Here is a 13,341-nt window from a genome sequence, read left to right as displayed (position 1 = left end):
AGGCGAGCGACGTGTTGAAGAAAACCCTGTTCCAGTTGCACTGGTTTTTCGGCATCAGCGCCGGGCTGGTCCTGGCCCTGATGGGCATCACCGGGGCGGCGGTGTCGTTTCAGGATGAAATCCTGAGCACACTCAATCCTTCTGTGTTGCAGGTCGAGAAACAGGTCGCCGGTGTGCTGCCGCCCGTCGAACTGGTGGAGCGAATCGAAGCCGCATCGGGCAAAAAAGTCTCGATGCTCACGGTGGAAACCGACAGCGGCAGCGCCGCCAAAGTGTGGTTCACCCCGCCGCCGGGTGAACGCCGTGGCGAGATGCGCTACTTCGACCCGTACACCGCCGAGTTCCTCGGCGACGCCAACGGCCAGGGCTTTTTCGGCCTGATGCTGCAACTGCACCGTTTCCTCGCCATGGGCGACACGGGTCGGCAGATCACCGGCGCGTGCACGCTGATCCTGGTGTTCTTCTGCCTGTCCGGCCTGTACCTGCGCTGGCCTCGCCAGTGGAAAAGCTGGCGGACCTGGCTGACCCTGGACTGGAAGAAAAAGGGCCGCAGCTTCAACTGGGACCTGCACTCGGTGGCCGGCACCTGGTGCCTGGTGTTTTACCTCCTGGCGGCGCTGACCGGGTTGTCCTGGTCCTACGAGTGGTACAACAAAGGCCTGACCCGGTTGCTCTCCGACTCACCACAGAGCGAACGCGTGCGCGGCGGACGCGGCCCTGCGCCAAGCGGTCCGGCACCGACGGCCGATTACGCGGCGATGTGGAGCAGCATCTACAGTGCGGCCGGCCCGCAACTCAGCTCCTATAACGTGCGCATGCCGCCCGTGGCCGGCCAACCGGCGACCGTTTACTTCCTGCTGAAAACTTCGCCTCACGACCGCGCCCTGAACCAGATCACCCTCGACCCGGCCACCGGCGTGGTCAAACGGGTTGATCGCTACAGCGACAAGAGCCTCAAGGCGCAACTGCTGACCAGCATCTATGCGCTGCACGTCGGTAGTTACTTCGGCATCGTCGGGCGCATTATCCTGACCATCGCCTCGCTGACCATGCCGCTGTTCTTCATCACCGGCTGGATGCTGTACCTGGATCGTCGGCGCAAAAAACGCCAGATCAAGGATGCGCGCAAAGATCTCGTGCAAACCGCCAGCGACGCGCCGACGTGGCTGATCGGCTTCGCCAGCCAAAGTGGTTTTGCCGAACAGCTGGCATGGCAAACCGCCGGACAATTGCAGGCCGCAGGCTTGCCGGTCAAAGTGCAGCCATTGGCGGACGTCAGCGAGCAGGACTTGCATGAATCGAACAATGCCTTGTTCGTCGTCAGCACCTTCGGCGACGGCGAAGCACCGGACAGCGCCCGCAGTTTCGAGCGCAAGGTACTGGGCCGGACACCGAGCCTGGAACGCCTGAATTACGCCGTCCTGGGGTTGGGCGACCGGCAGTATCAACACTTCTGCGGTTTCGCCAAACGCCTGCACGCCTGGTTGGGCGAACATGGCGCAAAGACCCTGTTCGCCCCGGTGGAGGTCGACAGCGGTGACCCTTACGCCTTGCGCCACTGGCAACAGCAACTGGGCCTGTTGACCGGCCAGGCCCCCGTGGATACCTGGCAAGCGCCCAGCTACGACAACTGGACCCTGCTGCATCGTGAACTGCTCAATCCGGACAGCAGTGGCTCGCCGGTGTACTTGTTGGGCCTCAAGCCTCCTTCCACCAGCAGCTGGCTGGCGGGCGACCTGGTGGAAGTGATGCCGCGCAACTGCCCGTGGGCCATCGAGCACTTCCTCGATGGCATGGGGATTCACGGTGAAACCAAGGTGCAACTCAACGGCCTGGAAGAAACCCTCGAACAGGCCCTGGCCAGCCGCCAGTTGCCGGAGAACCGCGCCCACCTGGTCGGCCTGCACGCCCAAGCGTTGGCAGAGGCCCTCGTGCCGCTGGCGATGCGCGAGTATTCCATTGCGTCGATCCCGGCCGATGGCGTGCTGGAATTGATCGTGCGTCAGGAAGTGCATGCCGACGGCAACCTCGGTGTCGGTTCCGGCTGGCTGACCGAACACGCGCCGGTGGGCAGTTCCATCAGCCTGCGCGTGCGGCGCAACAGTGGTTTCCATCTGCCGGCCCAACCGGTGCCGATGATCCTGCTGGGCAATGGCACGGGCCTGGCCGGGTTGCGCAGCCTGCTCAAGGCCCGGATTGCCGATGGTCAGCAACGCCAGTGGCTGCTGTTTGGCGAGCGCCACCGCGAGCACGATTACCTGTGCCGAAAGGAGCTGGAGGAGTGGCTGATCAATGGTGATCTGGCGCGCCTCGACCTGGCATTTTCCCGCGACCAGGCCGAAAAGATTTACGTACAGGATCGCCTGCGTGAATCGGCGGCCGAGCTCAAGAAGTGGCTGGCGGACGATGCGGTGATCTACATCTGCGGCAGCCTTCAAGGCATGGCTTCGGGCGTGGATCAGGTGCTCAACGAAGTGTTGGGTAGCGCCGAAGTGGAGCGTCTGATCGAACAGGGCCGCTACCGCCGCGACGTGTACTGATTCACTGAGTTCCCTGTGGGAGCGAGCTTGCTCGCGATTACGGTCTATCAGTCAACCAATGTGTTGAATGTAATACCGCCATCGCGAGCAAGCTCGCTCCCACAAGGGTTCATGCATCCATCTCCATCTCAAACCGGCTGCAACTTGCGCTCGAATACAGACACCCCGTCCAGATCCCGCAACACCACGCTCAACTCCCCGCTCTGCCCATCAATGTTCACCTCGCCAAAAAACTGAAACCCGGCAAACGGCGAGACGTTCTGCGCGGGTGGCGCCTTCTCGAACACCACTTCAGGACCAAAGGTTTTATCCAGCGAGTTCGGTCCAAAGCTACCGGCATTCAGCGGTCCGGCGACGAACTCCCAGAACGGTTCGAAATCCTGAAACGCCGCCCGATCCGGATGGTAATGATGGGCCGCGCAGTAATGCACATCCGCGGTCAGGAACAGGAAATTGCGCACCTGTTGCGCCCGCAGAAAGCCGAGCAGTTCTGCGATCTCCAGTTCACGCCCCTGTGCCGGGCCGGGTTCACCGTTGGCCACGGCCTCCCAGCGCGCGACACCAGGGCTGACCTCGCCGTCGGGCACGCCGAGGCCAATGGGCATGTCGGCGGCGATCACTTTCCATTGCGCGCTCGAGGCCTGCATTTCGCGCTTGAGCCAGTCCAGTTGCTCACGCCCGAGGAAAGGTTTTTCAGCGCCCTGATTGTCATCGTTGGGCCCGCGATAACTGCGCATGTCCAGTACAAAAACATCGAGCAGCGGCCCGTAACCAAGCTTGCGATAGATCCGCCCGCCGCCATTGGCACTCTGCAAACGCATCGGCGCATATTCAAGCCAGGCCTGGCGTGCGCGGCCCACCAGACTGTGGATATCTTTGTCCTGGTAACGCGCATCCAGCTGTTTGCCCGGCGACCAGTTGTTCACCACTTCGTGGTCGTCCCACTGCCAGATCTGCGGGACCTCGGCATTGAAACGACGGATGTTTTCGTCCATCAGGTTATAGCGGTAATTGCCGCGGTACTCATCAAGGGTCTCGGCGACTTTGCTCTTGGCCTCGGTGGTGATGTTGCGCCACACACGGCCACCTTCTGTGATGAGCTGTTCCGGGATCGGACCATCGGCGTAAATGGTGTCGCCGCTGTGGATAAAAAAGTCTGGCAGACGCAGGCGCATTGCTTCGTAGATGCGCATGCCGCCAATGTCGGGGTTGATGCCGAAGCCCTGGCCGACGGTGTCGCCGCTCCAGACAAAACGGATGTCACGGCGGGCCTGCGGCGCGCTGCGCAAGTGACCGAACCAGGGCTCGCTGGCGATACCGCTCTGGGCGTCTTCAAACTGCACGCGATAGAAAATCGCCTGACCGGCGGGCAACCCGGTGAGTTCGACCCGGGCGGTGAAATCGGTGCGCGCATCGACCAGGGGCGAGACGAAACGCCGTGGGTTGGGAAACAGACTGCGGGTGTCCCACTCCACCACCATCCGCGCGGGGCGGTCGCAGCGGCTCCAGATGATCGCCCGGTCGCCCAGCAGGTCGCCGGACTGTACGCCGTCGGTGAGTTGCGGCCGATCCTTGACCGAAGCGATCACCGCCGGCGCCAGCCCCGGCAACAACAGCCCGGCGCCGACCGCTTGCATGACACGACGGCGCCCGAGGTTGAAATCGCTCATGGTGTTCTCCCTGGAAAAGGAAAAACTAAAGCATGACCCTATGACCCTGGCATGACACAAATCTTCCCAGCGCTGAAGATCCCTGTGGGAGCGAGCTTGCTCGCGATAGCGGACGTTCAGCCAACATACTTGTTGAGTGTGAATCCGTCATCGCGAGCAAGCTCGCTCCCACAGGGTCAGGTGTCAGGCGGTGACGGGTTCTACCGCCAACTCCACCACCTCCGGCCGTTTCACCAGCGCATACGCCACCGCCGTCAACAGACTCCCCGCCACAATCGCCAACAGGTAGAGCAGCGCATGGTTGATTGCATTCGGGATCGCCAGGACGAACAACCCACCATGGGGCGCCATCAATTTGCAGCCGAAATACATCGACAACGCACCCGTCAGCGCACCGCCGGCGATGCTCGCCGGAATCACCCGTAGCGGATCTTTCGCCGCAAAAGGAATCGCCCCTTCAGAGATAAAGCACAGCCCCAGCACCAGCGCTGCTTTACCGGCCTCGCGCTCGGTCTGGGCGAACTTGCGTCGGGCAATGAACGTGGCGATGCCCAGGCCGATCGGCGGCACCATGCCGGCCGCCATGGTCGCCGCCATCGGCGCGTAGCTCTGCGACGCCAGCAACCCCACCGAAAACGCATAGGCCGCCTTGTTGATCGGCCCGCCGAGGTCGACGCACATCATGCCGCCCAGCAACACACCGAGCAGAATCGCGTTGGTGGTGCCCATGCTGTCGAGAAAGTTCGTGAGCCCGGCAAGCATCCCGGCGACCGGTTTGCCGACCACGTAGATCATCACCAGACCGGTGAACAGACTCGCCAGCAGCGGGATGATCAGGATCGGCTTGAGCGCCTCAAGACTTTGCGGCAATCGCGCATAACGGTTGATCGCCCTGGCCGCATAACCGGCAAGAAAGCCGGCAATGATCCCGCCGATGAAACCGGCGCCCAAGGTGCTCGCCAGCAGTCCGCCGATCATCCCCGGCGCGAGGCCCGGACGGTCGGCGATGGAATAGGCGATATAGCCTGCCAGCAGCGGCACCATCAGCTTGAACGCGCTGTCGCCACCGATCTGCATCAACGCCGCCGCCAGCGTGCCCTCCTCCTTGAACGCGGTGATGCCGAACACGAACGACAAGGCGATCATCAAGCCGCCGGCCACCACCATCGGCAACATGAAGGACACGCCGGTCAGCAAGTGTTTATAGACGCCCGTCTTCTCCTGTTTGGCCGTTGTTTTGGCAGCGCTCGATGCGCTTTCCTGTTGACCTTCGGCCAAGGCCTTTTTCAACGTCGCTTCGGCTTGCTTGAGGGCTATGCCGGTGCCGCAGCGATAGATTTTCTTGCCGGCGAAACGCTCGGTGGCGACTTCGATATCGGCCGCCAGCAGCACCACATCGGCCTCGGCAATCGCTTGCGCACTCAATGGATTGCGCGCGCCGACCGAGCCCTGGGTTTCCACCTGCAGCTCATAGCCCAGGCGCTTGGCCGCTTGCTGCAAGGCTTCGGCGGCCATGAACGTGTGAGCGACACCCGTCGGGCACGCGGTAACGGCCACCAGTCGCGGCGCGTTCTGGACAACCGCCACAGGTTCGACGACGGCCTCTTCGGCGGCGTAAACCTGAGCGTCCTGCGCTCCACGGCGCAGCACGGCTTCCACGTCTTGCAGGGCCTGGGCCGGGGTGCTCTGGAACACCCGCTTGCCGACAAAGCGCGACATTTCCACCGGCGCGCTGGTCACCAGCAGCACCCACTCAGCCGCGTCGAGGGTGGCCGCCGACAGTTGCTTTTCAGGATGCGCGGCATCGGTGACTTCGACACTGGTGCTCCAGCCCTGGCGCTGGGCCGCGGCATCGAGCAGCCGGGCACACAGCACACTGGTGACCATGCCGTTCGGGCAGGCCGTAACGATGGCTAACTTCATGACAATCCCTCTTATTGTTCTGTCAGGGGACGCACGCGCACACCCTGTTCGAGCTGCGCCAGTTGCGCTGCATCGCCAATGCCGAATCCGATCTGGGTCACTGCCATCGCGGCAATCGCCGTGGCGGTGCGCAAGGTCTGCTCCGGCGTATCGGCACTGAGCAAACCGTGGAGCATCCCCGCCAGCAACGAATCACCCGCACCCACCGTGCTGGCGACGTTGACCCTGGGTGGTGTGGCATGCAGCGCCGAGCCGACGCTGAACCAGTTCACGCCATCGACGCCATGGGAAATCACCACATGCTCGATACCCTGGGCATGCAAACGCTCCGCCGCCAAGGCCTGGGCACTGACCGACACGACCTCGCAGCCCAGCACCTCGGCCAGCTCTTCAGTGTTGGGTTTGATCAGCCACGGCCCCGCTTTCAGCGCTGCGCGCAATGCCTCGCCGCTGGTGTCGAGGGCGACATTCAGCCCCAGGTTCTTCAAGCGCAAGATCAACGCCTGCAACCATTGCGCACTGACGCCCAACGGCAAGCTTCCGGCGACAACCACCGCATCGTGCCCCGGAGCAATCTGCTCCAGCCGATCCATCAAGGCCTGCTGCTCCGCCTCGCTGACCTGCGGCCCCGGCCCGTTGATGTCGGTGATGCGGCCGTCGCTTTCCGCCAGTTTGATATTGCTGCGGGTTTCGCCCGGAACGCGGATGAAGGCATCGACAAAACCGCGTTTGGCGAACAATGTTTCGAACGCTTGCGGGTTGTCTTCGCCAAGAAAGCCACTAACGGTCAGCTGATGCCCGAGGTCCGCCAGCACTTGCGCCACGTTCACGCCTTTGCCGGCGGCGTGGGTGTGCATCACATCGCTGCGGTTGACCTGGCCGGCTTCAAGGCGCGGCAACTGGACGGTCAGGTCCAGCGCCGGGTTAAGGGTTAGGGTAAGTATCCGGGCCATTACAGGGCCTCCACTAATGCGCGCACTTCATTGGCGCTGCCCACGGCCAGGGCCTGTCGGGCAAGGGTTTGAGTCTGAGTGAAGCCCAGTTCGCGAATCCGCGCCTTGACCTCGGCAATGCTGCGCGCCCCGACGCTGAGCTCATCCACTCCGAGGCCGACCAGCACCGGCACCGCCAGCGGGTCGGCCGCCAGCTCGCCGCACACACCGACCCATTTACCGTGAGCATGGGCCGCGCGCACGGTGATGTCGATCAGTTGCAGCACCGCCGGATGCAAGCCATCGGCCTGGGCCGACAGCGTCGGATGGCCACGGTCGATGGCCAGGGTGTACTGGGTCAGGTCGTTGGTGCCGACGCTGAAGAAATCGACTTCCTTGGCCAGGACCGGTGCCAGCAATGCCGCCGACGGCACTTCGATCATGATCCCCAGTTGCAGGTCGGCGACCGGGATTTCCTGGCGCAGGCGTTCGGTCATGTCACGGGCCTGGCGCCACTCGTCGACGCTGCCCACCATCGGGAACATGATCCGCAGCGGCCGGTTGTCGGCAGCCCGCAACAAGGCGCGCAGTTGCGCTTCCATGATCTGCGGACGCTGCAAGGTCAGGCGAATGCCGCGCACGCCGAGGAACGGGTTCTCTTCCTTCGCAATCGGCCAGTACGGCAGCGGTTTGTCGCCACCGACATCGAGGGTGCGCACCACCAGCGGCCGCCCGGCCAGACCGTCGAGAACGCGGCGGTACTCGATTTCCTGGGTCGCCTCGTCGGGCGCTTGCGGGTGGGCCATGAAAATCAGTTCGGTGCGCAACAGGCCAATGCCTTCGGCGCCCTGCTCCACCGCACTGGTGACGCCGGCGCTTTCACCAATGTTGGCGAACACTTCGACGGCGTGGCCATCGATGGTCAATGCCGGTTGATGACGCAGTTCAGCAGCCGCCTTCAAGCGTTGCTCGCGGGTATCGCGTTCGGCCGTGGCGCGCTGCAAGGTCGCCGCGTCAGCGTCCACATGCAGACGACCACGCTGGCCATCGAGCAGCAAAGCCGTACCCGGTGCCAGCAGCAACACGCCGGGACCGGCGCCGACCAAGGCCGGAATACCCAGCGCCCGGGCAACAATCGCACTGTGCGCCGTAGCACCACCCCGAGCGGTGAGAATCCCCGCCACGCGAGCCGGGTCGAGACGCGCGACGTCGGACGGGCCGACCTCGTCCATCACCAGAATGTACGGTTGATCCGGTTCGCTCGGGGTTTCGATGCCGCTGAGCTGCATCAACACCCGACGCCCGATGTCGCGCAAGTCGGCCGCACGCTCGGCGAGCAAGGCATCCTGCAACGCTTCCTGTTGCCGAGCCGCCGCTTCAATCACGGCCATCCACGCCGCCTCGGCGCTTTCGCCCTGTTTGAGGCGCGTATCGACCTCATCGGTCAGTTCCGGGTCGTCGAGCATCTCTTGGTGGGTAATGAAGATTTCGCGAATGGCTTTGCTCTTGCTGCGCTCGATCAGGCCCTGGATGTCACGGCGTACCTGCGCCAGGGCGTGCTGGAGGCGCTCGCGCTCGATGCCGGCGGACTCGCCGCGCAACGGGTAATCGATGGTTTGCAGCACCTGAATATGCGCCGGGCCGATGGCGATCCCCGGAGCGGCGGCAATCGCCTGAACCACACTGCCAGATAACGGGGCGAGGACCACTTCGGTCATATCGGCAACGACTTCACGCGTCTGACTTACCGGCGGCAGCGGTTCGACTTCCTCACCGAGGCCTTCTTCGATGGCGGCCAACAAGGCCGGCAACGCATCCGCCGCGATGCCCGGTTCGGCGATGATTTCCAGGACCTGCCCCCGACGGGCGCCGAGGCTGAGCAACTTGCTCAAGCTCTTTACCGACACCGCACTGTCATGGCCATCGACGATGCGTACGCGGATGTCACCTTCAAAACTCTTTGCCAGTTGCGCGAGGATTTTCGCCGGGCGCGCATGCAAGCCGTGGGCGTTGGCCAATGCAATTCGCGCGCTGGGCCAGTCGGCGGGCACTTCACCACCGAGCACTTCGAGGACCTTGCGGCTGCTGGTGGCGCGCCCCAACTCATGGCCACGCCCTTCGATCAACAACGCGCACAGGCGTTCGAGCAGGGCTTGATGGGCCTCACCGAGGCTGGCCAGGCAGAACAGTCCAGTGAGTGGCTGGCCGAGATAACGCAGCGGTCTGTCCGGGGTGACGAAGGCCAGGCCCGGACGCTTCACCGTCTGTTCGCTGTGCAGCCACCACAGGCCATCGCCCAAGGGCAGCGCTTCAACCTGCTGCAGCACGGCGGAGAAACCGTTGCTCACGCAGTCGGCCTGCCGCAGCAAACGTGCGCCGCGCCAGACCAGCTCTTCGAAATCTTCGGCCGCCACACCGAGACCGATCATCTGTGCATCCAGCGCCAGCTCCTGCGGCGCGCCTTGCAGCAACTTCAGCAAGGCTTCGGCGGAACCGGCGCGACGCAGGGCCTGGCCCAGGTCAGTCTCGCCGAGGGCGCGGGTGAGCAATTGCAACAGGCGCAGATGTTCATCGGATTTGGCGGCGATACCGATCGCCAGGTAAACGATATGACCATCGCCCCAGTCCACGCCATCGGGGAACTGCATCAGGCGCACACCGGTGGTGAACACCAGGTCGCGGGTTTCGGGCGTACCGTGGGGGATGGCAATACCTTGACCGAGAAAGGTCGAGCCCTGAGCCTCCCGCGCCTGCAAGCCGGCGAGATAACCCTCGGCAACCAGGCCGTCGGCGACCAGATGCCCGGCCAGCAATTGCAGGGCTGCGGACTTATCCACAGCCGACTGGCCCATCGAAATCTGCTCTACAGTGAGCTCGAGCATGCTTTCTCCTTTTTGGCGCCTTGGGGCACCAGGTATTGTTTTGAATGAGTCAGCTTAGGCGCTTGGTCATCGCTTTTGGCGGTTTCACGGCAGAACCGGCCAAAGGCGCCTAAAACGTAGAAAATACGCTTGCTGAAACGTTTAATCCATATCGATTGGCACGTTACTCGAAATTGGCCCATCCTTGAAGTCCAACTTGTCGGATGCGTTGCGACAATGGTCGCCTGCCTTAATCGGTTAGGATTGACGAAAATGTCGAGGCAATCTCGAAAAAACAAGGAAACAGCGGGTTGAAACTCAGTGATATCGCCCAGTTGGCCGGTGTGTCCGTCACCACCGCCAGCTATGTCATCAATGGCAAGGCCGAACAACAGCGCATCAGCAGCGCTACCGTCGAACGCGTGCGCGCGGTCGTCGAACAACATGGCTTCACGCCTAACCCACAGGCCGCCGGATTGCGCAGCCGACACACCCGCACATTGGGGTTCATTCTGCCGGATCTGGAAAACCCCAGTTACGCGCGAATCGCCAAATTGCTGGAACAAGGTGCGCGGGCCCGGGGTTATCAGTTGCTGATCGCCAGTTCCGACGATGCGCCGGACAGCGAACGGCAATTGCTGCAGTTGTTCCGCGCCCGGCGCTGCGACGCACTGATCGTTGCCAGCTGCCTGCCGCCCGGCGACGACAGCTATCGCCAATTGCAGGCCAAGGGCATTCCGATCATCGCCATCGACCGGGTCATGGAACCCGAGCATTTCTGCTCGGTGATCAGTGACGACCGCGAGGCCAGCCTGCAACTGACCCGCAGCCTGCTCGACCCCTTGCCCAAACAGATCGCGCTGATCGGCGCCCGCCCGGAGCTGAGCATCAGCCAGGAACGTTGCGCCGGCTTCAAAGAGGCGCTCGCCGGGTTCAACGGTGAGGTGCTGATTGAAGAAGGCGAATCCTTCAGCCGCGAGTGCGGCAAACAATTGATGGAAGAATTGCTGCAGCGCCTGGGCCATTTGCCCGATGCCCTGGTGACCACATCCTACGTGCTGCTTCAAGGCGTGTTCGATGCGCTGCACGACTTCCCGCTGAAAAACCGCCCGCTGCGCCTCGGCACGTTCGGCGACACTCAGTTGCTGGACTTCCTGCCGCTGCCGGTCAACGCCATGGCCCAGCAGCACCAGTTGATCGCCGACAAGGCCCTCGCGCTGGCCCTGGCAGCCATCGAGCAGTCGGATTACCGGCCCGGTGTGCAAGCCATTGCGCGCACGTTCAAGCAGCGTATTCGCCAGGACTGAACCGTGGAGCTGATCGACACCCACACTCATCTGGATTTTCCGGACTTCGACGCCGACCGTCAGGCGCTGCTGGCCGAAAGCCGCGCCCTCGGGGTGCGGCGGATCGTGGTGCTGGGGGTTTATCAGGCCAATTGGCAGCGGGTCTGGGAGCTGGTGCAAAACGATCCCGACCTGCATGCGGCGTTCGGATTGCATCCGGTGTATCTGGACGATCATCGCCCTGAAGACTTGAGCGAACTCGGCGATTGGCTGACCCGCCTGGCTGGCCATCGGCAACTGTGTGCCGTCGGCGAGATCGGCCTGGACTACTTCATCGAAACCCTGGACCGTGAGCGCCAGCAGGCATTGTTCGACGCACAACTGCAACTGGCGGCGGACTTCAATCTTCCAGCACTGATCCATGTGCGGCGTAGCCATGCGGCGGTGATTGCCACGCTCAAACGGTTTCGCCTGAAACGGGCCGGCATCATCCACGCCTTTGCCGGCAGCCAGGAAGAAGCCCGGGAATACATCAAGCTGGGTTTCAAACTCGGCCTGGGCGGCGCCGCGACCTGGCCTCAAGCACTGCGCATGCACCGAGTGCTCGCCGAGCTACCGCTGGATTCTGTGGTGCTGGAAACCGACTCCCCGGACATGGCGCCCGCCATGTTCCCCGGCCAACGCAACAGCCCCGCGCATCTGCCCGCGATCTGCGCGGCACTGGCCGACATCATGGCGATCAGCCCCGAGCAATTGGCTGCGGCCAGTACGGCCAATGCCTGCGAGTTGTTCAACTGGTGAATCAAATCCTGTGGTATCAGGCGACCGCTACACCCGAAATGCGCTGATCAACTGTTTCAACTCCACGACCTGGGCCGACAACGCCCGGCTGGCATCTTCGGTCTGATGCGCACCTTCAGCGGTGCGCTCACCAGCGCGATTGATCTCGACGATGTTCTGGTCGATGTCGTGAGCCACGGCGGTTTGTTGCTCCACTGCGGCGGCAATCTGCTGGTTCTGGTCGACGATCATGCCGACCGCTCCCAAGATGTTTTCCAGCGCCCGCTGGACCTTTTCCGACTGCCCGACCGTGCCATTGGCCATTTCATGGCTGGTGCCCATGGCCTTGACCGCCGCGCCGACACCGTCATGGAGCCTGGTGATCATCTGCTCGATTTCTTCGGTCGATTGCTGGGTTCGTTTGGCCAGGGTCCGGACTTCGTCGGCTACCACGGCGAAACCACGGCCCTGCTCACCGGCCCGTGCCGCCTCGATGGCAGCATTGAGCGCCAGCAGGTTGGTCTGCTCGGCGATACTCTTGATCACTTCGAGCACACGGCTGATGGACTGGCTGTCGCTGGCCAGTTGGTTGATCACCAGTACCGATTGATCGATCTCGCTGGCCAGCGCGGCAATGCTGCCTTGCTGTGACTCCACCAGGCCACGACCACTGATGGTCTCATCGTTGACACTGTGGGCACTGCTCACCGCCGCGGCGGCACTGCGCGCCACTTCCTGGGAAGTGGCCGACATCTGGTTCATCGCCGTGGCCACTTGTTCGATCTGCGTGCGCTGCCCGGCGACGGCCTGGTTGCTTTGCGCGGAAACGCTTTCCACCTGGCCGGCCTGACGCTCGACTTCGCTGACGGTCTGCCCCACCCGCTCGATCAGGTCATGGATCTTTTTCACCGTGCCGTTGAACACTTCGCCCAGCTCCCCCAGCTCATCGCGGCTGTGGGCGCTGAAGGTCACTGTCATGTCGCCGGCCGCCACCTTGTCCATCACCGCCCCCAGGCGCTTGAGCGTGGTGCGGGTCGAGGCATAGAAAGCGCCGTAGAGATAAAAGATCAACACAAAGACGACTGACAGCGCCACGGCCTGCAAGACCATGTGCGTGCGATTCTGCTCAAGTCGCTGCTGCAATTGCGGGCCGAGATACTTCAGGACCGCCTCGTTGAGTTGGTAAGTCTGGTCCATCAGGGCGCTGACCTGATCGTAAAAGCCCTGCCACGGCGCGTCGAGGGTATCCGCCATGACCACTTGTTCTTCGAACAGCTCGCTGGCTTTCTTCAGGGATGCCCGGCTGCTGTCGGCCTGAGCGGCCAGGGTATCGCGCGCAGCCTTGCTGG

General features: G+C 63.0%; 8 protein-coding genes. 3 read left to right on the top strand and 5 right to left on the bottom strand.

Going from position 1 to position 13,341, the window contains the following annotated elements:
* Positions 1-11 precede the first annotated feature (11 nt).
* Positions 12-2,540, top strand: coding sequence for a sulfite reductase flavoprotein subunit alpha (locus tag KW840_RS07835; protein WP_218494899.1), 2,529 nt, complete (start codon positions 12-14; stop codon positions 2,538-2,540).
* Between the two features lie 128 nt (positions 2,541-2,668).
* Here KW840_RS07835 and KW840_RS07830 read toward each other — a convergent pair whose 3' ends face one another.
* From KW840_RS07830 to ptsP, 4 genes are all read right to left on the bottom strand, one after another.
* On the bottom strand, positions 2,669-4,210 hold the full coding sequence (locus tag KW840_RS07830) for an alkaline phosphatase (RefSeq protein WP_218494897.1): 1,542 nt from the start codon (positions 4,208-4,210) through the stop codon (positions 2,669-2,671).
* Between the two features lie 183 nt (positions 4,211-4,393).
* Complete coding sequence (locus KW840_RS07825; protein WP_218494896.1) at positions 4,394-6,133, bottom strand: PTS fructose-like transporter subunit IIB; 1,740 nt, start codon at positions 6,131-6,133, stop codon at positions 4,394-4,396.
* A gap of 11 nt (positions 6,134-6,144) precedes the next feature.
* On the bottom strand, positions 6,145-7,086 hold the full coding sequence (gene pfkB / locus KW840_RS07820) for a 1-phosphofructokinase (RefSeq protein ID WP_218494895.1): 942 nt from the start codon (positions 7,084-7,086) through the stop codon (positions 6,145-6,147).
* Positions 7,086-9,947, bottom strand: coding sequence for a phosphoenolpyruvate--protein phosphotransferase (ptsP, locus tag KW840_RS07815; protein WP_218494894.1), 2,862 nt, complete (start codon positions 9,945-9,947; stop codon positions 7,086-7,088). The genes pfkB and ptsP overlap by 1 nt, the downstream gene beginning before the upstream one ends.
* A 290-nt stretch (positions 9,948-10,237) precedes the next feature.
* On the opposite strand from ptsP, the gene cra reads away from it, so the two are divergent.
* Together cra and KW840_RS07805 are read left to right on the top strand one after the other, a co-directional pair.
* Positions 10,238-11,233 (top strand): catabolite repressor/activator, encoded by a 996-nt coding sequence (cra, locus tag KW840_RS07810; RefSeq protein ID WP_218494893.1) that lies wholly within the window; start codon positions 10,238-10,240, stop codon positions 11,231-11,233.
* 3 nt (positions 11,234-11,236) lie between these two features.
* The gene (locus KW840_RS07805) at positions 11,237-12,013 is read left to right on the top strand and encodes a TatD family hydrolase (RefSeq protein WP_218494892.1); all 777 of its coding nucleotides are present in this window, start codon (positions 11,237-11,239) and stop codon (positions 12,011-12,013) included.
* A gap of 27 nt (positions 12,014-12,040) precedes the next feature.
* Here the strand turns inward: KW840_RS07805 and KW840_RS28945 are convergent, their stop codons facing one another.
* Positions 12,041-12,745 carry a methyl-accepting chemotaxis protein gene (locus KW840_RS28945; RefSeq protein WP_371318452.1) on the bottom strand — a complete coding sequence of 235 codons (705 nt, stop codon included), beginning with the start codon at positions 12,743-12,745 and terminating at the stop codon, positions 12,041-12,043.
* Between the last annotated feature and the right edge of the window lie 596 nt (positions 12,746-13,341).

Origin of the sequence: Pseudomonas sp. PDM30 (genome assembly GCF_019218985.1) — a bacterium.
Taxonomy (GTDB): Bacteria; Pseudomonadota; Gammaproteobacteria; order Pseudomonadales; family Pseudomonadaceae; genus Aquipseudomonas; species Aquipseudomonas jessenii.
Note: the sequence above shows the minus strand (reverse complement) of the source record. Positions and strands in the feature narration are given on the sequence as shown.

Excerpts from the sequence above, each read along its gene's own strand:
- KW840_RS07830 (WP_218494897.1), bottom strand. The coding sequence starts at position 4,210 with ATGAGCGATTTCAACCTCGGGCGCCGTCGTGTCATGCAAGCGGTCGGC.
- KW840_RS07825 (WP_218494896.1), bottom strand. The coding sequence starts at position 6,133 with ATGAAGTTAGCCATCGTTACGGCCTGCCCGAACGGCATGGTCACCAGT.
- pfkB (WP_218494895.1), bottom strand. The coding sequence starts at position 7,086 with ATGGCCCGGATACTTACCCTAACCCTTAACCCGGCGCTGGACCTGACC.
- ptsP (WP_218494894.1), bottom strand. The coding sequence starts at position 9,947 with ATGCTCGAGCTCACTGTAGAGCAGATTTCGATGGGCCAGTCGGCTGTG.
- KW840_RS28945 (WP_371318452.1), bottom strand. The coding sequence starts at position 12,745 with ATGTCGGCCACTTCCCAGGAAGTGGCGCGCAGTGCCGCCGCGGCGGTG.